Source organism: Phocaeicola vulgatus ATCC 8482, from assembly GCF_000012825.1.
GTDB lineage: Bacteria > Bacteroidota > Bacteroidia > Bacteroidales > Bacteroidaceae > Phocaeicola > Phocaeicola vulgatus.
Genome location: NC_009614.1, coordinates 3,743,021 through 3,766,054, shown reverse-complemented (window position 1 = coordinate 3,766,054; position 23,034 = coordinate 3,743,021). Strand labels below are relative to the sequence as shown.

Below are 23,034 nucleotides of genomic sequence, written 5' to 3'. Positions count from 1 at the left end.
CAAACGCTCAGAGTTTTATGGTCTTCACCTTACCCGGAATCACCGTCAGATGCACCGTACCGTTGCATTCTATATCCACCTTCTGGTATCTGGCCTCCACCACCACTTTTCCGTCCAGAGCCATTATTCCCCATTGGCAGGCGTTTTCCTCGTAAGCGCAATAATAGCCCACAGGAGGCAGAATCTTCCTGTATTTGGGAGGCACAATGATACGCTCCCCCAGTTTCAAGCCCCATTTCATCCCCATCCGGAAAGGCAATGCATCCCTGATCTCTTCCAACCTTTTCAGCCTTTTCTGTTCCTCTTCCTGCAATTGTTTCCGTTGAGCTATCCCGGCACGCCGCCCGGCTTCTTCCTTCAGACGTTCCATCACCGTATGGAAATCTTCCTCGCCCGGCCGGGGAGTGTTACAGGCTATATACCGCTTTTCCTTCCCTTTCTCCACATGATAATAATTCCCGTTCCCGTCCATCACCACGATGCTCCGGTCCGCCAGACGGCCACAGCACCAATACACTTCCTCCTCATCCCCTGCCAGCACACAGGCGAAAACATCAAACAAGGTAGTCCAGACAGGATCCACCAGTTGGCAGTCCTTCGGAACACGGTAATCCGGTATCTTCAGATAAAAGTCATAAAAGTAGATGCCGTTCTGATCCACCCCTCGCATGGAGACATACGGTTTTCCGGTACGGCTGAAAAAGAACGCTCCCACCTTCAGCAGCTCCACACCGCCGTATGGCAATTCCATACAGCCGAATGACAACACCACGGGTTTCTCCCGATAGGTTCTGTTTACCTTCAGGTCGATGTAAGATTCATTGCCCGCACAGTCTGTCACGGCAAGCAGATCCCCCTTCATGAACTTCATTTTCCGGCAGCGGTCCAGCTGTATTCCGGGCTGTCCGGTCTCATTCACCACACCTGCCCGGTTATTCCCGAATCTCACTGCCGCCCGGTCTCCACAGATATCAAACACTTCCGGATACCGGGGCCTTACCGTCATCCTCTCCCCGCGCCTCAATCCCCAAAGCCCGCTTTGTCTGTCATAATAACTTTTCAAAACGGGCTGTCCGCCTTTTTCCGTTGCGGAATCTTCCCGGTTTGTAAGGAAGTCCATCAGCCGGTCGTGCGTTATCACCACCTCCAGTTCATCCTCCCGTTGTCTTTCCTCCTCCGGCAGCGGACCGGATACGGACAGCCTGCCTGTTTCCGCCCGTGCCCGGGACAGCGCGTTGCCAATCATCCGCCCCTCGAACATCGCCGCCCAGTCATGGTTCCGGGCAGGCAGACCGAAGATGCGGTACAGACCCACATTGTCTATCAGCATACAGGACGCCTTGTCGGCCGACCTCCTCAGCCCACGTCCCACCTGTTGCAGGTATTTCGCCAGGGAAAGCGTGGGACGTGCCAGCTGCACGAACTCCACATCGGGACAGTCGAAGCCTTCGGAAAAGATATCCACATTGACCAGCACTTTCACCTTCCCCCGTCTGAAATCCTCCACCAGTTCCCGGCGTTCCGAAGCCGGAGTCCTGCTGTCGATAGCCACAGCCTCCAGTCCGTGTGAGCTATAACAAGCCGCTATCCGGCGGGCATGGGCGATGCTGACAGCATATACGATTCCTTTCTTTCCGCAGGCATATCGTTCCACGCTCTCATACAGCCGGCCGATACTTGTCTCCCGGTTCAGCACCTCGTTCATCTCCTTTACCTGGTAGTCCCCGTCCGCACCCCGTTTCTTCAGCGAGTCTATCAACCGCTGTTCCCTGCTGTTCGCACGGATAGACACATAGTCAAAGGATGACAACCAACCCTTTCCGATGAATTCCGCGACAGTCCACGAAGTGATCAGGCTGTCGAACAAGTCCGTGAATCCCTTGCCGTTCAGCCGGCAGGGAGTGGCGGTCATACCCAGTTTCCTTGCCTCCGGATAGTTCTCCCAAAGTATCCGGTAGGTTTCCGCCAGGGCGTGATGCGCCTCGTCGATAACGATCAGATCCGGCTCTTCGTCCATGCTTTTCCGGTTTCGTGACAGCCACTGGATGGACATCACCCTCACCCTTCCGTCCTCTTTGCTCATCCCGTGCCGGGACACGGTTTCCTCTATCTGCTCCACCAGCTCCCGGCGGTGCGCCACGATCCATACCCGGCTGCCGGAACCACGCAGGAATTCCCTTACTATGGCGGCCAGCAGATGCGTCTTGCCCGTACCGGTGGGCATCTGTACCATCACACTTCGGTGAAGCTCCCACTCCTTGAAAAGGCGGAGCTTCATCTCCTGCTGGTAGTCGCGAAGAGTGTCGTTCATGCAATACATTATGCGGATGCCGGTCGCTACCGGCAACAAAAAAAAGGGAAGGCCACATGCATCATTGCATGCAGCCTATAGTAAATATCTTATTCTTTACGGATTAATTTTTATCGAAAACCCAATTATCAATAAGTCCTATAAAAGCACAGACTTTAGGATACATTTCCTGAGTTGCTGCTAAATCAAAGTTCTTAAAGTCTTCATAATCGGCAGCTGAACGATTATTGAACAAAATAGAATAAAAGCGTCCCCATTCTTTAGGGAATTTACCTGTAAGAATAAAATGCTGGCTGAATTTTTGACGTACACCTTCATGACTCTTGACTCCGTCTATCTCCGACTGCAACAACAATCCACTCACAGCATAAAAACAGGCATAATACATCCTATTCATTGCCGTATTGTAATAACCACGCTCTATATGATCTTTTATTTCATCTAACAATGATTTGGCTGAATTCAGCCTATATAAAACAATATCAAACCGCTGTTCCGGAGTCATAACAATATCCCCTCCTTCATTATATTCTCATAAAACGGAGTGAAACGTTTTCCCCATTCTTTCATCGACTCTATAAACGGATTGATTTGAACACCGGTTTCTAACTCAATGTCATATAAAGGAGCAGTTAAAAGCATCTTGTCCTCCAAAGTAACCACATCCTTATCTATCAACAGCAACAGGTCTATATCACTATCACTACGCGCATCACCCCGCGCCTCACTTCCATAAAGTATCACCTTTATACCAGGAGCAACCTTATGTAAGGCATTTTGTATAGATTTCACGATTTCAGGACGCTTCATACTCCTTATCTTTAGATTGAATTTGTTGTTAACTGCAATCAAGCTTAATACAAAGAACGAAATTTTTCTTCAAACAAACAAATATTCAGCATCTTAATTGATATCCTATCGAAAAGTTCCTGTTCCATTATTTTTCGCTTTTACCGTCCCTGCAATGAAAGAGTTCTTACATCATATACGGCCTATTCTTCTATGACCCAATCCCCCAGGGTGTGTTTCTCCACATCAAAATTGATCCCCACCTTCACCACTTGCAATCCGCTGAGGGAAAAGCGTTCGGGATACTGCTTCAGATTGATCTGGGCCATGGCCGCTTCCGCAGACCTACCCAGCTTCAATTCAATGACATACAGCTTACCGGCAACACGCATCACCACATCCACACGCCCCTTGGGGGTACGCACCTCCACATCGACATACATCCCGAACAGGGAGAAGATGATGTAGAACAATTGCTGGTAATGTCCCTCATAATTCGTGTTATCACAATACGGAACAGTAGAAAGGAATTCCTGAAGAAGACGCAAGGCCCCGTCCATATCTCCCCCGGCTATCGCAAGATACATACGGGCGATGGTCGTATTGCCTTTCAGCGTGTTATGGGCCAGATAGCCAGGCAGCAAGCTGCGCATCAGCCCGATCCGTATCTCACCGTTCGGAATGTCCAGCGTATACAGTTCGGCCAGCTTGTTGTAATCCTTTATCGTAAAGTAACCGCTCTGATAGAGCAGAGGAACAATGCCCTCCATTTTCTCCGTAGGCGCATCGAAATCAGCAGCCATAGCCTGCATACTTCCCCCTAACTGGGAGGGAAGGACGTGGAACTTGCGTAGCATCTCTATCAGATAAGTGGGCGTGCCGCTGCCAAACCAGTAATTGTTCAACTCGTCATTGGCAAAGGCATTCAGCAGGCTGAACGGATTATAGATATCGGGCGAAGGCCAGGTAAAATGATAACCGTCATATTTCTCCTTCAACTTCTGCAACGTTTCCTCTTTGCTCATTTCCTGCGAAACGGCAAGCCGTTCTATATAAGCTGTCATCTGTTCCTGCATTTCTTCCTGAGTGATGCCACAAATGGCGGCATAGGGCTTCAGCATACTGATATTCAAGATATTGTTCAGCTCGCTGAAGATGCTGAGTTGGGAGAATTTGGTAATGCCGGTCAGGAACACAAAGCGAAGATAAGGGTCGCACGCCTTCAACGGACTGTAAAAATTGCGCATCACGTTACGGAGAACGGGAAGATCCGTTTCCTCATGCATCACATCCAGCAAAGGCGCGTCATACTCGTCAATAAGGACTACCACCTGTCGGCCGGTCTGTTCGTTGGCACGCATGATGAGTGAAGTCATCCGGTCGTTCAGCTTCACAGCCTCCTCAGACTTGCCATAAATTTGTTCATATCCGCTAAGCTGGAAGCTCAGCATGCTTTCCAACGTATCCTTGTCCACATGCTTCGCCAGACTCATGTCGAAGTGCAGCACCGGATATTCCGTCCATTCGGTTTCCAGCTTCTCAATGGCCAATCCCCTGAAAAGGTCCTTCTTCCCGGCAAAGTAACTGTGCAACGTAGAAGTCAGCAATGACTTGCCGAACCGGCGGGGACGGCTCAGGAAACAATATTTGGAGGCGCCGTGCGCCATCCGGTAAACATATTCCGTCTTATCTATATAGAGGTAACCCTTGTTGATTATTTCCTCAAAAGTCTGTATGCCTATCGGGCATTTCTTCAATTGCTGCTGTTCCATCATTTTTTCCATTTTAACATTACCGCTACGAAGATAAACAAATTCCGCCACTTCCTGTTGCATCTGCCACAAAATATAGTTCATTTTCTTCCCTGCAAAGATTTCCCCGCAAAGAATGTACGCACCTCCGGGAGTGCCCCGCTACATCCTCCTACCGGAACTTCAACACATCCCCATTATCTCCCTCACTTTTCCCTTCCACTCCCCCAGTTCACGTTCCGCCTCCCGTGACAGCGGCGGGTTGACATACCTGTAAAACTCGATACGCCTCTCATAGTGTTCTTCTATAACCGCCTTCACCTCGAAAAAAAGAAGAAGCGTCATGTTATTTTTTTTCTTCCAAGCTGGTAAAAAAGCCATTAGCCACATGGAGCTTACGCTCCAACTCCCGTCTGTGCAGATTCAACTGGCCCAGACGTTTCACTACCTCGGCAGCCAATTGCCGGGCCTGATCAACAGGATTCAAATGTTCCATCGGATTAAATCGTATTTTTTTATATGAATACTCATTTACATGTCCTCATTCAGGACAAAAACACACGTATCTCGGTTATTATATCGAACTTTGTAACATTGAAAACCAATAACCTGATTCATAAATATCAGGGCTTGCAAACTTAATAAATAAAAACGAATGAACCAATTTAAAATGTCACTGTTTCTGCCACCGATATCACCGGTAAAGGACAGTGCCACCGGACGAACCGTCCAGCCGCCCACCTTAACGCCCTACAAGGAAATAACCTTACAGGAAGTGTACAAACTGATCACATCCAGCGAACGCCTGAAAACACTGACCGAGACCGTGCGCCGGGCAGCGGAAAACGGGGATGAAAAAGCCTATCGTATGCTCAAGCAGCAGACACTGCCCTACGTTACCCCCTGCGGTGTCTTTTCCTACCGCAAAAGCGACAGCCTGACCGGACCGTCGGGCTTGATTGTGGTGGACATAGACCATCTTGATTCCCGTGGGGAAGCGGAAAAGCTGAAAAGACAACTGTTCGACGACCGCCTCCTGCGCCCTGTACTGGCATTCACCAGCCCCGGCGGACGCGGAGTAAAAGCGTTCATCCCCTACGACCTGGCACGCATACCCGACACCAGACAGAATACCTCCGAAAACATCCACTGGGCGATGAACTACGTACAAGCAATCTATGACAGCCACCCGGACGGGGAAGATAAGAAAACGAGCCGCTCCGGCAAAGGCGTGGACCGTTCCGGCAAGGACCTGGTACGGGCCTGTTTCCTCTCGTATGACGAGGAAGCATTGATACGCCGGGAAATTTAAGAAGAATAGAAAAGCATACTCAAAAGAATGCCGGACAAAATTTAAACAGGCACTCAAAAAACAACAAATATCATGAACATGAACAATCCTTTAGAAAACTTGCGGCAGCTGACCGAAGCTGTCCGCATGGCAGGCGCGGATATCGCTCCCACCTACATTGAATATGTACAACTGGCTTTCGCCATCGCAAACGATTGCGGGGAAGCGGGACGCAATGATTTCCTCTCCCTCTGCTCCCTTTCCTCCAAATACGACGAAAAAAATGCACAAGCACTGTTCTCGAACGCGCTTCATGCCGATAAAGAAGATATACATCTGGGAACCGTGTTCCATCTGGCCGGGCAATGCGGAGTGAAGATTTCCGGCAGCGCCGGCTCTCACAAGGCAGGGACAATGGGGACAGCAGGGACAGCCCCGGATTTTCCACACACGTGCGCGCGATATAATAAGGTGGAAAATGACGTTTCCGATGATACCGACGAAGAGGAACAGCTCACCGAAGGCTCCGAGCCTTATTCCCCCCTGCCTACCTTTCCACAGGACTACGTGTGGCCGGAACTGCTGGAGAAAATCATCTCCTTCGGTAAAAAGCCCGAACAGCGTGATGTGTTGCTCCTGGGAGCGTTTACCGTACTGGGCGCCTCCCTCTCCCACATAGTGCGGTGCCAGTACGGCCGGAAGTGGCAGGCCCCCTGTATGCAGACTTTCGTCGTGGCCCCGTCCGCCTCGGGAAAAAGCGCGTTGACGTGGGTACGGCTCCTCATCGAACCCATACACGACAAGATACGCAGCGAGGTGAAAGAGGCGATGAAAACTTACCGCCGGGAAAAGGCTGCCTACGACTCTCTGGGCAAGGAACGGAAAAATCAGGAAGCTCCCGTATTGCCTCCCAACCGGATGTTCCTCATATCGGGAAACAACACCGGAACAGGCATCCTGCAAAATATCATGGATTCCAACGGAACGGGCATCATCTGCGAAAGTGAGGCGGACACCGTATCCACCGCCATAGGGACCGAATACGGAAACTGGAGCGACACGCTGCGCAAGGCGTTCGACCACGACCGCCTGTCCTACAACCGGCGCACCGACCGCGAATATCAGGAGGTGAGCAGAAGCTATCTCTCCGTGCTGCTCTCGGGTACGCCCGCACAGGTAAAGCCCCTGATCCCCACGGCGGAGAACGGTCTGTTCTCCCGCCAGAACTTTTATTATATGCCACGCGTCACCCAGTGGGCAGACCAGTTCGGCGAGGATGAGGTGGATGTGGACGAGGAATTCCGCCTGATGGGCAACGAATGGAAAAACACGCTGGACGAGCTGACGCTTCGGGGATTGTTTACCCTGAAGCTGACTCATGCCCAGCATAAACAGTTCAACTTCCTGTTCGACAAGCTGTTCCATCGTTCCGGCAAGATCAACGGGGACGAGATGAGCAGTTCCGTCATCCGTCTTGCCGTCAATGCGTGCCGCATGATGTCGATAGTCGCCATCCTGCGAAGCCTGGAAGACCCTTCTCTGGTGAAACCTGACGCGCATATTTCTTCCGATAATCTGAAGGACCGTATCATCCCGCGCTGGAACCTGGTGATTACAGACGATGATTTCCATGCCGTGCTTGCCTTGGTGGAGCCGCTTTATCTGCACGCCACCCATGTTCTTTCGTTTCTGTCCTCCTCCATTATCAAGCGCCGGAGCACGGCGGACAAGGATATGCTCTTTGCCGAGATGGAGGACGAGTTTACCCGCCGGATGCTGCTGGAAAAAGCGCACGACAGGAGGATACCTGAATCCACCGCGCTGACCTGGCTCAAACGGCTCACCAAACAAGGGGCGCTGGTGAGTGTGGACGGCAAGGGGACGTATCACAAGAACTGACCCGGCTCTCTATATGTACACGCATGTGTGTGTGAGGAAAAAAGGGGCTGTCCCCACTGTCCCCGTGTCCCCGTCGCTGCTCAGTGCGGCCGTTGTTCCCGGATAGCAAAAATCGTTTGTGGCAGTTCATTGGGATTGTTCGGAAAACTCCGGATAAACTTTATATACGACACTCCATGCCGGTTAGTATAAAAACAATCGGGCACGCTTTATGCCGAAAGGGGATTTGAATAATTTGCCCATGTGTCAATGTACCGATTTATTGATTTGCTGCTATGTACAATTTACCAATGTGCCAACCGGGCCGCACTCTATACCATAGGTGATTGGCCGTTGGTTCATTATCATCATCTATCAAACTCACGTTAAACAAGAAACCATTCATGAATAAGACCGAAACAGCCCTTCTCTATTTTCCGGACAGTACGCCGAAAGTAGCCGTGCGTCATCTGATGCGCTGGATCGCCCGGTGCGCACCGTTGCTCCACGCCCTGGAAGCCACCGGATACCATCCCTGTCAGAAATCCTTCACCTGCCGCCAGTTGCAACTCGTCTACCTCCACCTGGGAGAACCGTGATTCCCCGTGGAATCTGCCACAGACTGTCCGAGAACTCTTCCTCTCTCTTTGAGCGTGGATTACGCGGAAAGAATAAAGAGGGAAGCGTGAAATCCGCCCTGAAGTCACCACATGACGCAAGTGCTGGCCGAATTCCCGGACAGTTTCCCCAAAGGGTCAAAAGGGGTCGGAAGGGGTCACGCCGCACGGACGTGAAGTTATCTTTGCAGTGTCAGAAGGAAGAAGCCGCAACCCGGCACAAGATTACAAAAATCCTGGTACAAGATTCCGCGGATCTTGCCCCAAGTTTCACCGAACGCCGCAGCAGTGTGCGCCTTGCTCCTACCTGACACTTTTCCGATAATAATAACCCTTTAAAAACAAAAACGATGATCAACTACAGTATCTCACTCCGTGCCAATCCCAGTGACCAGGATGCTCCCAAGAAGGCTTATGCCAACGCCCAGTACTCAGAAATCATGACACTGGACAAGTTTGCCGAGCATATCTCGACCCACGGCTCCAAATACAACCGTGCCGACATCCAGGCGGTCCTGATCCAAGCGGTGGACTGTATGCGGGAGCAGCTTCTGGCAGGACAACGCATCCAGATGGGCGATCTGGGCACTTTCTCCATTCATATCAACAGCATGGGAGCCGAATCACTGGAGACATACAATCCCGCCATCCATGTGGAAGACCTGAACGTGCGCTGGAAAGCCGGGACCCGTTTCCTCAGCTTGCTGAAAGACAGCGTATTCAACCTGGTCCCTACCCGAAAGGCTGCCAAGCTGGTGGTTAAAACCCTGAAAGCGGGGAAAAACACCGTGGACCTGACGGGAGAGGCTTCCGGACCAGACGACAAGACGGAAGAAAACGCCTGAACTTTCCGGGCTTCTGAAGTCTGATAGTATTTTGCCTTTCTGAAATGAAACGGTTATTCTGAAGTAGACCTGTGTTTCTGTAAAGATCTGCCTTTCTGAAATGAAACTGTTGTTCTGAAGTAGACCTGTATTTCTATAAAGATCTGACTTTCTGAAATGAAACTGTTGTTCTGAACAAAGTGAAGAATCTGAATGCAATCGTTTTTATGCCCACAGATTCCTCGTCTTTGTCCGGAATGACAGAAAAAAACAAATCCTTTAAAACAAATATCCCTATGAACAATTCAAAGAAAATCACCTGGAAGCAAATTCTGCACGCCATTATCCAAGCTGCCATAGCAGCGCTCACCGCCTTGGGCGTAACCAGTTGCACCACTCTCTTTTAAAAAGCCCCCTGGCCCATCGCATGACACTTTTTAATTTTTAATTCCCTATTTCAATTCAACCATGATTCAAGAAACTTTCCCTATGATAATCGGTGAGGAAGAGATCCCGAACGAACGTGCTCTCCTCACTCAAGAGGCCGGCCCGATGATGGCATCCTCCGCTTCCGTGAAATATATCGTCATTCATTGCAGCACCACACGCTCCACCCGGGATTACACCGCCGAGCAACTGCTCCGTGACCACAAGACGCGAGGTTTCCGCACGGTGGGGTATCATTTTTATATCCGTCGTGACGGAAGTGTGACCCAGCACCGCAAGCTTCTGGAAGTGGGTGCGCACTGCCGCCCCTGGAACCGTTGCAGCATAGGCATCTGCTATGAGGGCGGGCTGGATGCGGACAGACGTCCGGCAGATACCCGGACACCGGAACAGACGGAACAATTTATTTTGTTGCTGATGCGGATGGTGAAAATCTTTCCCGGTGTCCGGATAAGGGGACACAGGGATATGCCGGGAAGTATCCCGAAGGCTTGTCCGTGTTTCGATGCGGAGGGGGTATTCGGGTACTTGGAGAAATAATAAAGAAAGTGGCAATCACCATGCAGTTTCTTCTTTGGGGGAAACTGCATGGAGAATGCCCTTACGTATGATTTGTTTTTCTTTGTAGAAAGGTTTTACAATAATGAATTTACTCAATCTACAGACTACCATACTAATCGTATACGATAGCCCTATAGAGAACCGACATTGACATCATTCTAATTTACCCTACCCACCATTCATCTTTCTACAAAACAGAAGCAAATCACCTAGCAGTACAATCAATCGTGCACACCGTTACAGCTTATCAATTTCTTCCGCTGAAAGTCCGGCAACCCGGACAATATCCGCTATGGAAAAACCGTTCTCTTTCAGTTTACGGGCAATTTCCAAACGCTCCTTCAAACGTCCTTCCGCCTCTCCTTCCGCTTTTCCTATTGTTTTTCCTATCGCTTTTCCTTCCGCGACAGCCTGTTCACGGATATCATTTTCCACAATACGGCTCACGTTATAACGGTCCACCGCCTTATCATAAGCGATACGGTCACCCTCAGACAGGTGAGCCTTGGCGGCAAGGCGGTCAAGATGGCTGAAAACCTGTTCTTTCAGCGCATCGGGCATTCTGTTCCAGTTGTTCATATTCTTCAGTGCATACATTAGTTTATCGGATAAAGTAGAACATTCGTCCAGTTCCTTCGTAAAATAAGGAAACTGGAGATAAATCTGACGGAAATTCCGGTTCACCACACGACCGCTGTCCCGGTCGGAAAGCACGGTGTCAGTACGGAACTTCCTTTCCAGACCGTCCTCCTTGAAATTCATCAGGAAAATGCCGTACACGGCAGGAAGCCTGTAACGGAGACCGTAAGAAGCCTCTTCTTCCCTGAGCAGACCGCAATCCCCCTCCAACGGAGTATCGGGAACACATACCTCTTTAGAGGACGGATTCTCCATCTGGCGGCTCACCGCACGGCACACATAATAAAGCGTACGGTCCAGGAAATGGCTATGCCAACGATTCTGCATCTCCACTATGATGTACTCGCCCGTAGAGGTACGGCAGTAAAGGTCATAGATGATGCCCTTGTCGTGAATATTCTCCGAACGGTCCTCCTTGTCCAGAAACGTCAGGTCTTCAATGTGATGCTCACCCGACAGCAGTTCGTTAAGCAGGATTATCAGCAGATCCTTGCTGGCAGGCTGGCCGAAGATTATCTTGAAGCCGAGATCCGTGAAAGGGTTTACAAAGCGGGATGACATAATAAAGATGATTTTATGGTTTCTGACCGCAAAGAAACGAATTCTATCTGGAAATTCCTATGAATGAGCGCTTTTTATTATTTTAAATGGATTTTGAAGACTAAGCCACCGGAAAAGTACTTGCAACGGTTCAGTTCTACTATGGCGTTGATGTAGTCTTTCCAGAAGCTGTACTCAAAGCCGCAGTTTATCGATTTGCTATCGTATTCTGCCATCAGATTCAAGTTATTTATCGCTTTGTTGATAAAGGAAGTCGGGGACAGAGAGAATCGGAAGTTGGCACCGATGGCGGGACCGTTTAACGGATAATCCTTCCGCCTGTTATAAACATATGCCAGATGCAAGCCCCACTCTCCCACCTCCTTCATGGAAAGATGCTTGGTAACAGCCAGATAATAGCGGCTGTAAAAACCATTTGCCGTAGCCGAACTCATTTCAATCTTGCTACCCTCCGTCCACGAATTATTAAGAGCGTCATTCGCGCCCAATACAATTTGCGGGGTCCAAGGTTTCCACCAGCCTTCCTTCCACAGCCGTAAACGTACCGCAAAATTACGGTCTTGGTTGACAAACTTCCCATACGTGGAAGGAACCCAGAAACCCGGACCATATGCAGGATCAACCTCCATGGCCTTGTGCAATGTACAAATATAGGATACTTCCAGCCAGGGAAAAATAGTGATGTCAAGATAATAGTTGAAAGTATTGTAGGTCCAACGGGCGGGAGTGGCATGTTTCTCCAGAAAGCCACCGCCAAACATGAACGTCTTGTCACGCTGCATATCGGCAGTAGGCATATTCAACAGTCCTGTAGTCCCGTAGGTGAACTGGGCGTGTACCGCACCGATCATTACAAAAAACAAAAGAAAAAGTATCAGCCTCCTCATTGCAGATACAGGTTACCATTATCCTTGTACCAGTCCGCCAGCGCCTCTTCAAAGGTGTAGCGGAAACGGTAGCCCGAAGCGGACAGTTTTTTTCCGCAGATATTCGTAGAGATCTGCAGCTTTCTCACCCGTGCCGGACAGATGCCCATCGGAGAGCCTAGCGCTCCGGCTATACCAGCAGCAGTCATGATCAGCCATCCCGGCATGAAAGGAACTTTTACCTTCATATTTGTCACTCTTTTCATGGATTCTACGATGTGCTCTATCGTATAGGCGGGCTCGTAGCAACAATTATACAGTTCCACCCCACTGTCGTGATGTTCCAATCTGTAAAGCATGAACCGCACCAGTTCCTTCACATAGATACAGGCCTTGATGGTATCCTTGCGTCCCGGGTACATAAATTTATGCCCCCGAATGCCCCAATACAGACGCGTAAAGTTTCCGTTCTCTCCCCGTCCGAACACCACACCGGGACGGACAATGGTAAGCTGGCGGCCTTCACCTCCTGCCTGCCAGGTCTGATGAATCTTTTCCGCAACCAGCTTGGATATGCCGTATGGGGTGTTGGGCATAGGCAGCGTGGTTTCCTCCTTCAGTTCCTCGGCAGCACCGTAAGGGGCTATGGAACTGGTGAAAACTATTTTCCGGATGCCATGCCGTTCGGCAAAGGCACAGACGTTCTCCGCACCACGGATATTTGTTTCAAAATATGCAGGATCGGGATGACCGGGAGTGCGATGAACGGCGGCGAAGTTAAAGATCACATCATCGGGAGTGATATTTACTTTTTCCAACTCTATCGGCTGGCGTACATCACAATAGATGAATGTGGCTGCATGTTCCTCCCCGTTTCCTAAAGCCGGTTTATAATTTTTTACTGTCGGTAATGGAGTACCCGGCTCTACAATATCCAAGTTGTAAATTCTTGTTTCGGGATGCACTTCGTGCAAAAGACTGGCGAGGTGGGTGCCAATGAAACCGGTACCACCTGTAATAAAGTAATTCATTATAGAAAATATTATTTTTTATATCCTAATTCTTCCAATAACTTTCTGTTCCAAGCAGAACGTTCTTTATCAACTATCCATCCCCACTTATTGAAATACTTAATCATATTAACCATATGAATCTTCAACATTTTCTTACTTTTATAAGATGCTGCCCGATGAGCATGTACAATGGTCACACTAGGAACAAACATAGTTCGATACCATTTGTGCATTCTCCTAGTTATATCAATATCTTCAGGATACATGAAGAACCTTTCATCAAACAATCCTACTTTTTTGAAACATTCCAGACGAAAAAACATAAAACTACCTTGATGATAGGGCACATTCATTTCTTTCTTATGGTCATCGAATTTTAGTTGATAACGTATATTCATCTTCTCCACCATTCTCTTAGGTAGGAAACGTCGGAAAATCAGATTGGCAGGTGTGGGAAGAAGACGGCAGGTATATTGCTGCTCTCCATCAGGGTATACTACATTGGGCTGTACCTGTGCTACATCCGCATGTGCATCCATATATGCTGCCAGAAATTCCAAAACCGAAGGTTCAAAATATACATCCGAATTAAGAATCAAATGGTATTTTCCACCCGAGTTGAGTACCTGTCTCAATGCCTGGTTATGCCCTGCTCCATAGCCTACATTTTCACTGCCAATATATATCACATTGGGGTATTGCTGACAGAAATCTGCAATATACCGCTCGTTGGAATTATCGACAATATAAATTTGGGAAACAAGAGAAGAGATTAGTGACTGCAAGCATTTGGACAGTTCTCCTAGATTCGTCTTGTAGGTGACGATAGAAACTGTTATCATACAATTTTAAAATAAACATTGAATATAAATAAATAGCACTCTCACAAGTTTTTTTCAGTGTCTTTCATGTGAATATTTAAAACTATATTTACAACTATTACGATTTAAACAATCTTCTCAACTAACCTTACATTATGCTGGTTTCTTTTATCCAAGGGCGGAGGAGTCATGTAATTGGGACCATAGAACTTAGTAAGGAAATTCTCCGTTTCCTCCATACCATTCACGATAATATCCTCAAAAAGAAGTTCTTTACCTTTACCAAACCAGTATTTAGGCTGTGTTTCACCCATTTTTTGCGGACCACCCAAAGTGGCTCCATACTCACATTTATCCAAATCGTACCTGCGAGATATCCAATCAATGAAACATCCAGCCCAATGCTGATTTATCACCTTTTCAATATGAGTAATCCTAGCAAAAGAAATAAAAAAGGTCTCTATAGCAGATCTATCTTTTTCTAAATCAACTTCATTACTAAAATTTGAGAATTTATAGAGCAGTCTTGCTGTCAAATATGCCGCACTAAATATCTTGTATTTGAAAGTTCCAGGATTTGGAACACCGTCAATAATAAGAATATCCACCCAAACAGACATCGTGGCTTTTTTCATCCCCTTTCCTACCTCAAGCTTATATCTTGTATCCACGACATGAGCTGCTGTCCATTGATGCCCTTTCTGTTGAATTGTATCTAAAAACATATATTGTGGAAATTCATTTTGATATTGCTTTAATTTCTCGAAATCTTTGCGGGACATTGCAATATCCACATCATCATCCCACGGAATAAAGCCTTGATGACGAATAGCTCCTAACAATGTTCCTCCATATACATAGTACGTCAAATCATGGCGTTTACAGATAGCAATAATCTCTTTCAATATACTCAGCCCAATTTTCTGTATTGCATTTAAATGCTCATATTCGTTCGTCATAATTCACTCAATATTTTGATTGTTCTTTGTATCCCCGATTGAATATCATATATGGATTTCCAGCCAAGTTCCTGAAGTTTTGTACTGTCTAGTCTTGCCTTTGTTGCCTTGCTGTATCCCATACTTTCAATTGCATCAGGAATCTCAAACACGACTTTATTACCCACAGAGTCTGCTATAATCTTCGCTAAATCTCTCAACATAATATCTGAAGATTCGTCAGCAATATTATACGCCTCTCCTTTTTTCCCTAGCAGCAAAACATACAACAACCCACATACAGCATCTGCCACGTATGTATAAGAGTAATACTGAGTTCCCTCACTTTTAAGCACTATATCTTTTCCGACAATAGCCTTACAAATAAATTGGGAAATGGCTTTTGTATCGCTCATCAACATAGTTGGACCATAAGAACGAGTTAGACGTGGAATCACAATATCCAACCCTCTTTGTTTTATATAAGCCTGACATAGAGCTTCACCGCATCTTTTACTCTCAGGATAACCTGCTCTAATCGTGTTACAATCAATATAACCACAATATTTTTCTTCAAATTTCTCAATATCCCCTCGATTTTCACCATAGATTTCATTTGAGGAAGCGAAAACACAGCGTGATGCATGATGAGCACAAGCAAACTCCAACATGTTCTGAGTTCCAATAATATTGGTTGTTATGGTTCCTATTGGATCTGTAGCATAGGCAACAGGATGTGTATTGCTAGCCAAATGGAGAACATAGTCCACACTTCCAATATCATTTCTAACAAACGGCAGATTAATATCGTATGATATAAACTGAAATAAAGAAGATTCATAACAATAACTGAATCTTGATTTGGCCTTATCTTCATTCCTTCCAAGAGAATAAACCTTACAATTCAACCCCTGCTCCCTATTCAGTAGCATGATAACATCTATTAAGAAACTGCCAACAAGTCCAGTAGCTCCAGAAATTAACAAAGCCTTATTCTGCAACTTATTCCAAGGAAGAGGATGAGTTATAATTTTCATTATATCATCCTGATACATAGTATTTTCTATCAGATTCATTACTTCAACCAATTATCCTTTTCTTTCTTTAGATATCCCTTAAACATTTCCAAATCATCTTTTGTAGTCAGTTTAATATTTTTATCTGAACCGGCGGCAAAATAGAGTGTTTCACCTAATTCTACCATCATCGTATTGGTATAGGCAGAGCCTTTAATACCAATCTCCTTCTCAAACGCTTCATGATACGCCCAGTCTAGTTTTCCAAACTTATAAGCCTGCGGAGTAGAAACCCTTCTCAATATTTCACGTGGAATATACTGTTTCGTTGTTTTCTCATTCTCAGGATTTACAACGAAAATTTGCTCATTATAGGGCAATGAAGTAACTGCATTCCCATGTATTTGGGCTTTCATTATCACATCGGTAAGAACCGTTTCATCCACCAATGGCCGAATGCCATCATGAATCACAATTATATCCTCATCACCAACTTTACCCTCAAGATTGAACACGCCATTCCTGATACTTTCCTGTCCTGTATTTCCTCCACTTATCACCCATTTAAGTTTGGTGATATTAAACTGATGAGCATAAGCCCAAAGGACATCATGCCATCCATCAATGCATACCACTTCAATGGCATCTATCTGAGGATGTCGCTGAAATCCTTCCAACGTATAAATAATAACAGGTTTATCATACACATTGATAAATTGTTTTGGAATGTCCTGACCCATTCGCTGACCTGATCCCCCTGCAATTATAACAGCTATATTCATTTTATAAATAGTTTTACGTATAACCAAAATAATGGATAACAATAGTAGTGCAATTTTATCTTACGATCCAACACTGATAATTCTTTTTCTTTTAAAATATATTTGTTAGAAAAACATATCAACTTTTTCTTTAACTCCCCATTTTGCTTATTACCTTCCAATTTAACAATACCAACATAAGCAGCACCAAGAATCTGAGCTATCTGGTAATTCTCTAAATCAGGATAATACTCTCGAATAAAGTCCAATCTCTTTAGCCATAATTCATGCCTATCTCGAATAAGGCGAGGATAATATTGTGCTGCAGTTATACTTCCATCTCTCTGATAATAATTATAAAGTGGCTGTTCGGTTACATATATCCTTTGAGATCTATGTATCAACTTATATATAACATCTTGATCTTCTGCAAGTCTTCCGACTGGAAATCTTAAACCTTCAAATAAGTGAGACGAAAACATTTTATTACAAGCATAGTTAAAAATACCTCCTCTCGCAACATTATGTATAAGATATTTCATACACATATTCTTATCTGTTAATCCTGCCATACCTCTTTTACTCCTAATAACCTTACCAGAATCGAATACAAAGTTTAAGCCGAATATAACAGTATCTGCTTTATAATCAGAAGCCAAACGATTGAGAATTTCACACGTTTTTTTTTCAATCCAATCATCACTATCAACAAACATCAGATAGTCACCTTTAGCTATATCCAAGGCCGTATTCCTTGCATCTGAAAGTCCTCCATTAGATTGATGAATAACTTTTACACGCTTGTCTTTTTTAGCATACTCATCACAAATTTCTCCACTCCGGTCTGGACTTCCATCATCAACTAAAATAATTTCAATATTATGATAAGTCTGATTAACTAATGAGTCTACACATCGAGACAAATATTGCTCCACATTATAAACTGGAACAATAATACTTATTAAACTGTCATTTCTACTCATAAAAATAATCTATCCGTTTACACCTAATCAATCCCCAATATTTTTGAAGTATAAGGATAAGTTTCACTTGTGTTTTTTACTACATAAAGAAATATCCAATATGCCATTAAATATAGGATACATCCAATTTTTAAAACAGGATTTGTTTTCTTAGAAGACAATTCAATAGAAAAAAAATAAATACTTAAGATATAAAAATACAATCCAATTCGATATAAAAAGACACTCAGTAGTTGAAATGTCAAACACAATAAATAAATTGTGGTAATAAGAAATTGGAATAGAAAAATATTTTTGTCCATAATTTTTTTTCTATATGAATTATACATTATCAGGTAGAATACTAAACAAAGAAGCAAAGGAGCGTATGGGAGCCTCTCAACTCCTTCGAATGCTCCTCCTTCGCCATATCGCATAGTGTAAGCCTCATTAAACAATCCCAGATCTCCTATCATATCCAAAAGAGTCCAAAAAGCCATAGTTACTGTACACATCATCAAAAACAAGAAAGATATCAACAAATTCCTCTTTTTATCATTAGATATATAAGAAATCATCATTAAGAAAGGAAGAGCTAAAGTTATAATTGCACTTGAATGAAAAGTACATGCGACAAAAGTCCAACATAAATAAGGAATCCATTTCTTTTCCCACAAATATGAAAATGCAAAAAAACATATAGAGATGGCACATTCCTGACGCATAGCATTAAGCGTATAGTTAAAAACAAGCAAAAGAAATGCCATTGTAAAAATGGCAATTCCACCCTTAAAGTATCTACTTAAACGAATAAAACCAAGAAAAGTAAAAACAGATATTACCAATTCTGTCAAGAAAAGCCCTATCCAATATTGATTACCAATCCAAGAAGCAATCCAGTATAAAAAAAGATAACCTTTATCTAAATTCCTCTCTGTTTCAATGGTAATTAAATCAATTAAATTATGAATATATCGAATTTCTGATATATACCAATGAGGGTAAAAATCGGTATCAGATCCTATATTTTTGTCACGAAATCCTGCAAATAATGATAATATCAGACATGATAATAGTAAAGGAATGATTTTTTTCCTTGAACTTATCGAAGTTAAGAAAATACAAACCATAAATACTAGTATATATGGCATCATAACTCTATAGAATTATATACTAGCCAAAATACCCTTGACTATTTTGATTAAATCAACCGATTGGTAATACTCCAAAGCCCCTTTAGAATACATATCATAATTGGAAAACAATTTCTCTAAAATAGTAGAAATCGCATTTGGAGTAATTGGGTAGTCAACAACCTCTCCACAATGATACTCTTTAAAAATATATTTAAGGGCAGGAACATCATTGGCTATCATAGGTTTCCCGTATTTGCCATATTCAAAAATCTTATTAGGAGCGCAGTAAAGAGCGTTCACTACACCCGCATGAGTTTTCTGATGTGGAGAATATGACATCACACCAATTGATGCCATTTCTGTTACATATAGATGAAAAGGAGGTATAATAAAGGGTATAAAAAGAATTTTATCAGATTGATATTTCTTTTTTAATACATCGTAATAATTATTAGGTCCTTTCCCCATAGCAATCATAACGTAATCTGAAGGCATCTGATTTATCGCCTGACAAAATTCCTCTAATCGTCGTTCTACAGAAGCAAAAAAGCCTTGATATAATATAACCTTTTTGCCCTGAACTTTATGCTTCACGTCCATAATTAGTTTTTTTATATCATCAGGCATACCACTTTCGTCCATAGAATGTTCCTTCACGTAAGGCTTATTAGGCAATATAAATGGAGATTTATCCAAACCATTTATAGCCCTATAAATCTGCCCTCTATTATACTCACAATGTACTATTCCAATTGCTTTCCTCACAAATTCCAATTGATTGTAAGAAGGATAGAGCAATCTGAATTTCCAACTATCATTTTGAGGTGCATATTCAAAATAATGAATGACATATCTATACCGAGATAATATATCGTGTATAAAATTGGATGTTTGAGAATAAACATACCATATGATATCACTAGATGTAAGATTCAAGCTTTTAAGCTGCTCCGAAAGAGCTTTCTTATATTGCTTATAAATTTTTAAGTTTGTCCAGTCTGAATTTGATCTTATACAGCCTAATTTTATTAACTTCACCCCTAATTCCTCGAATCTTCTTGTAGTTGGCGAATCCGTGTAATGACCAATATATATGATATCCTCTCCCAATTCTTTCATTATATCAATTAATGAAATCATTGGCGGATAATCCATTAAATCATTATGCATAATAATGCATATCTTCCTTTTGTTCATATTATTATAGCTTTTGTTTAATGTCATGATATGTTATCGAATCCGCCTTTTTCATATACAACTTAATAATTGACAAGGCATTTTCCGTAAAGTCTTTAGGATGATCAATAATAGTTATCAGCGATTTATTGGATGCCCTGAATGCCAATGCTGCAATAAAAGGATTCCGACTAGACATAGAGAATGCTGTAGGCATTGATTTTAACCATTTTTTACGTCTTGGTTCTATTGGCAAATCAAGTCGTTGATGAGTCCCATCTGCAATACACTTCTTCTTGATTGAAAAAGTTCGTATAACCTTTTCTATTGTTTTTTTTAGTATGTTTCTATTATAAACCGTAATCGGTACTTCAACAAACTCACCATTTTCATCTTCGACACATACATCGTCCAAGAACCTGTATATTTCTTTGTTGGGAGCATAACGGAAATCAAACTTTGAGTACTTATTATCTTGACATATACCATGCATAACAGATGAATCAATAACAATTCCATTCTCCTTAAAGCAGTCTTTCAAAATACAAAAAGGCTGAATAGTCCATCCACCTGCTCTGAATGCACAAATCGTATAATCAGGATCTACCTCTCTTGCCAATTTAGTAAGATAAATTGTTCCATCTCTGAACATTCTTGACCTTACATCCTCGTCCAATGAGTACAGACTGTAATGAGTATAGTCAGTATAGTCCCACGTACCATCACCATTATACTTAGCATCTATCCAATGAGGATGAAGGTGTAGTTCAATACGGTGACCACGTCGAACCATATCTTTCACCTGCTCTTTCATTAATTTCAAATCCGACTTCGCTCTTTCATCACTCAGTTTTTCCAGACACTCAAACATCAAATAATCAATAAAAAAGTTTCCTCGTGCACTTACCGACTCCATACAGTCAAGTAATAAATTTGTTGGCTCTATGAGCGTTTTCTGTACTGTCCCTGACATTATACCGAAAAACAGCTCATAGTCATAAGAAAATATGACTTTCTTCTTTTTCATATTTTTCATAAAGTATTATTTCTATTGTTTATCTCTTAATACTTCCAACCAGTTAATAAATTCATACATTTCCACATAACTACATTCTCAATATCTTTTCAACAATTTCTCAAGATACAGCTTATGCGCCTTTAACGTAATATATTTAATGTTTTACCTATTTCTTAATGCATAAACAATTCTGTCACACGCTTTTCCGTCACCATAGGGATTAACCGCTCTCGACATTTTGTCATAAACAGACTGGTTATCAAGCAATGTACTAACTTCTTCAACGATTAAATCATGGTTGGTACCAACCAAACGAACAGTACCGCTCTCAAGAGCTTCTGGACGCTCCGTTGTATCTCGCATTACAAGTACGGGCTTACCAAGCCCTGGTGCTTCTTCTTGTATACCACCAGAGTCAGTAAGCACAATGGTAGACTTTTCCATCAAATAAATAAACTCCAAATATTGCAATGGCTCAATAAAAAACATATTACCTAAATCGGACAAATTCTCTCCAAACACCTCATGAATAGGCTTACGCACATTAGGATTAAGATGCATTGGATAGACAAAATCAACATTAGGATATTTCTCTGTCAAATTCTTGATAGCAGTCACCATATTGATAAAACCTTCTCCAAAATTTTCTCTACGATGACCTGTTATTAAAACTAATTTTTTACCATCAGCCAATCTAGCAACATCATAGCCAGCCTTAGCAAGCATTTGCTCCTGCTTTGCCGCAAGAGTTACATCATTTTTCAACTTCTCTACCACCATATGAAGAGCATCAATTACAGTGTTCCCCGTAACATAAATATTCCCATGAACTTTTTCCTCCTTTAAATTTTTTTCGGATAATGGTGTCGGTGAAAAGTTGTATGTAGCAATGCGACTCGTTATTTGGCGATTCATCTCTTCGGGCCAAGGAGAATAAATATCATATGTACGGAGACCTGCCTCAACGTGACCTACTGCTATTTGCTGATAGAAGGCCGCAAGGGATGCTGCCATTGATGTAGTAGTATCTCCGTGTACTAGTACCACATCAGGTTTTACCTCATTCAGCACATCTCGCATTCCTAACAACACACGAGCCGTGATGTCATAGAGATCTTGTCCTTGTTTCATAATATTCAAGTCATAATCAGGCTTGATATCAAAAATTTTAAGTACTTGGTCTAACATTTCTCGATGCTGGCCTGTGACACACACTACAGTTTTGAAATCACTTGAATACTTTTGGAATTTTTTCACTAATGGAGCCATTTTAATAGCTTCTGGGCGAGTTCCAAAAACGAGCATTACTGTTTTCATTTTCTAATTTTTCTAATTTACACTAACGGGGAGGGACTATCTTTAAATATGTATCAAAAAGTCTAAATAAATAACGCAATAAAGTAATAATAGAGAACAAAAAGCATATGTTTACAACATTCCCTCTAATTTATAGTTCTCATACGTTCCCATCCTTTACTGATTATATCATTTCACAAATCGCATTATTCTCAAATTGAGAATACAATGTTTGAGGAATAAATTATTTGACTTGTCATCTAAGCATAGAATCACTATATAGTGTAATACCTATTCGTTATTTAACTTCTTCTTTCCTTAACGTAATAATATAAACTGACTTCAAACATATCCATGGCATA

The 23,034-nt window shown here is 43.5% G+C and carries 24 protein-coding genes; 6 read left to right on the top strand and 18 right to left on the bottom strand.

The features are described from left to right. Nucleotides 1-7: 7 nt before the first annotated feature. The 6 genes from BVU_RS14965 to BVU_RS22560 form a co-directional block, all read right to left on the bottom strand. The gene (locus BVU_RS14965; protein ID WP_011965843.1) at nt 8-2,311 is read right to left on the bottom strand and encodes a DEAD/DEAH box helicase; all 2,304 of its coding nucleotides are present in this window, start codon (nt 2,309-2,311) and stop codon (nt 8-10) included. 103 nt (nt 2,312-2,414) lie between these two features. Then, on the bottom strand, nt 2,415-2,816 hold the full coding sequence (locus BVU_RS14960) for a HEPN domain-containing protein (RefSeq protein WP_005846767.1): 402 nt from the start codon (nt 2,814-2,816) through the stop codon (nt 2,415-2,417). Beyond that, nucleotides 2,813-3,121, bottom strand: a complete 309-nt coding sequence (locus BVU_RS14955; RefSeq protein WP_005846765.1) for a nucleotidyltransferase domain-containing protein — start codon at nt 3,119-3,121, stop codon at nt 2,813-2,815. Before BVU_RS14955 ends, BVU_RS14960 begins: the two co-directional genes overlap by 4 nt. A 182-nt stretch (nt 3,122-3,303) precedes the next feature. Next, nucleotides 3,304-4,872, bottom strand: coding sequence for an ATP-binding protein (locus tag BVU_RS14950; protein ID WP_041174565.1), 1,569 nt, complete (start codon nt 4,870-4,872; stop codon nt 3,304-3,306). A 162-nt stretch (nt 4,873-5,034) separates the two neighbouring features. Continuing rightward, nucleotides 5,035-5,196 (bottom strand): hypothetical protein, encoded by a 162-nt coding sequence (locus BVU_RS14945; protein ID WP_005847784.1) that lies wholly within the window; start codon nt 5,194-5,196, stop codon nt 5,035-5,037. A gap of 1 nt (nt 5,197) precedes the next feature. Beyond that, the gene (locus tag BVU_RS22560; RefSeq protein WP_005847786.1) at nt 5,198-5,347 is read right to left on the bottom strand and encodes a hypothetical protein; all 150 of its coding nucleotides are present in this window, start codon (nt 5,345-5,347) and stop codon (nt 5,198-5,200) included. Nucleotides 5,348-5,506: 159 nt separating this feature from the next. Between BVU_RS22560 and BVU_RS14940 the strand changes: the two genes are divergently transcribed. The 6 genes from BVU_RS14940 to BVU_RS14920 all read left to right on the top strand — a co-directional run bounded on the left by BVU_RS14940 (nt 5,507) and on the right by BVU_RS14920 (nt 10,448). Continuing rightward, the gene (locus tag BVU_RS14940) at nt 5,507-6,163 is read left to right on the top strand and encodes a BT4734/BF3469 family protein (protein WP_011965840.1); all 657 of its coding nucleotides are present in this window, start codon (nt 5,507-5,509) and stop codon (nt 6,161-6,163) included. A 72-nt stretch (nt 6,164-6,235) separates the two neighbouring features. Then, on the top strand, nt 6,236-8,041 hold the full coding sequence (locus BVU_RS14935) for a DUF3987 domain-containing protein (RefSeq protein WP_011965839.1): 1,806 nt from the start codon (nt 6,236-6,238) through the stop codon (nt 8,039-8,041). Nucleotides 8,042-8,424: 383 nt separating this feature from the next. Beyond that, a complete protein-coding gene (locus BVU_RS21760; RefSeq protein ID WP_008667139.1) occupies nt 8,425-8,619 on the top strand; it encodes a DUF4248 domain-containing protein in 195 nt (64 codons plus the stop codon). Between the two features lie 368 nt (nt 8,620-8,987). After that, nucleotides 8,988-9,482 (top strand): DNA-binding protein, encoded by a 495-nt coding sequence (locus tag BVU_RS14925; RefSeq protein WP_011965837.1) that lies wholly within the window; start codon nt 8,988-8,990, stop codon nt 9,480-9,482. 275 nt (nt 9,483-9,757) lie between these two features. Beyond that, nucleotides 9,758-9,868, top strand: coding sequence for a smalltalk protein (locus BVU_RS22400; RefSeq protein WP_007852218.1), 111 nt, complete (start codon nt 9,758-9,760; stop codon nt 9,866-9,868). Nucleotides 9,869-9,929: 61 nt separating this feature from the next. Further along, entirely contained in the window at nt 9,930-10,448 is a 519-nt protein-coding gene (locus BVU_RS14920) for an N-acetylmuramoyl-L-alanine amidase (protein ID WP_011965835.1), read from the top strand. Nucleotides 10,449-10,706: 258 nt separating this feature from the next. On the opposite strand, the gene BVU_RS14915 is transcribed toward BVU_RS14920, so the two are convergent. The 12 genes from BVU_RS14915 to wecB form a co-directional block, all read right to left on the bottom strand. Beyond that, nucleotides 10,707-11,669 (bottom strand): PD-(D/E)XK nuclease family transposase, encoded by a 963-nt coding sequence (locus tag BVU_RS14915; protein ID WP_011965834.1) that lies wholly within the window; start codon nt 11,667-11,669, stop codon nt 10,707-10,709. A gap of 77 nt (nt 11,670-11,746) precedes the next feature. Continuing rightward, a complete protein-coding gene (locus tag BVU_RS14910; RefSeq protein WP_011965833.1) occupies nt 11,747-12,556 on the bottom strand; it encodes a YjbH domain-containing protein in 810 nt (269 codons plus the stop codon). Beyond that, nucleotides 12,553-13,566, bottom strand: coding sequence for an NAD-dependent epimerase/dehydratase family protein (locus BVU_RS14905; RefSeq protein ID WP_008781500.1), 1,014 nt, complete (start codon nt 13,564-13,566; stop codon nt 12,553-12,555). The genes BVU_RS14910 and BVU_RS14905 overlap by 4 nt, the downstream gene beginning before the upstream one ends. Before the next feature lie 11 nt (nt 13,567-13,577). After that, on the bottom strand, nt 13,578-14,390 hold the full coding sequence (locus BVU_RS14900; protein ID WP_011965832.1) for a glycosyltransferase family 2 protein: 813 nt from the start codon (nt 14,388-14,390) through the stop codon (nt 13,578-13,580). Between the two features lie 104 nt (nt 14,391-14,494). Then, entirely contained in the window at nt 14,495-15,328 is an 834-nt protein-coding gene (locus tag BVU_RS14895; RefSeq protein WP_011965831.1) for a LicD family protein, read from the bottom strand. Continuing rightward, nucleotides 15,325-16,383 carry an NAD-dependent epimerase/dehydratase family protein gene (locus tag BVU_RS14890; protein ID WP_011965830.1) on the bottom strand — a complete coding sequence of 353 codons (1,059 nt, stop codon included), beginning with the start codon at nt 16,381-16,383 and terminating at the stop codon, nt 15,325-15,327. Before BVU_RS14890 ends, BVU_RS14895 begins: the two co-directional genes overlap by 4 nt. After that, nucleotides 16,383-17,105 carry an IspD/TarI family cytidylyltransferase gene (locus BVU_RS14885; RefSeq protein WP_011965829.1) on the bottom strand — a complete coding sequence of 241 codons (723 nt, stop codon included), beginning with the start codon at nt 17,103-17,105 and terminating at the stop codon, nt 16,383-16,385. Before BVU_RS14885 ends, BVU_RS14890 begins: the two co-directional genes overlap by 1 nt. Then, nucleotides 17,102-18,067, bottom strand: a complete 966-nt coding sequence (locus BVU_RS14880) for a glycosyltransferase family 2 protein (protein ID WP_011965828.1) — start codon at nt 18,065-18,067, stop codon at nt 17,102-17,104. The genes BVU_RS14885 and BVU_RS14880 overlap by 4 nt, the downstream gene beginning before the upstream one ends. 23 nt (nt 18,068-18,090) lie before the next feature. Then, nucleotides 18,091-19,200 carry an EpsG family protein gene (locus BVU_RS14875; protein WP_011965827.1) on the bottom strand — a complete coding sequence of 370 codons (1,110 nt, stop codon included), beginning with the start codon at nt 19,198-19,200 and terminating at the stop codon, nt 18,091-18,093. A 12-nt stretch (nt 19,201-19,212) separates the two neighbouring features. Next, nucleotides 19,213-20,379: a hypothetical protein gene (locus tag BVU_RS14870; protein ID WP_011965826.1), complete on the bottom strand. Its 1,167-nt coding sequence runs from the start codon at nt 20,377-20,379 to the stop codon at nt 19,213-19,215. A 4-nt stretch (nt 20,380-20,383) separates the two neighbouring features. Next, the gene (locus BVU_RS14865; protein WP_151851013.1) at nt 20,384-21,385 is read right to left on the bottom strand and encodes a hypothetical protein; all 1,002 of its coding nucleotides are present in this window, start codon (nt 21,383-21,385) and stop codon (nt 20,384-20,386) included. Nucleotides 21,386-21,538: 153 nt separating this feature from the next. Beyond that, a complete protein-coding gene (wecB, locus tag BVU_RS14860; RefSeq protein ID WP_008652188.1) occupies nt 21,539-22,693 on the bottom strand; it encodes a non-hydrolyzing UDP-N-acetylglucosamine 2-epimerase in 1,155 nt (384 codons plus the stop codon). Between the last annotated feature and the right edge of the window lie 341 nt (nt 22,694-23,034).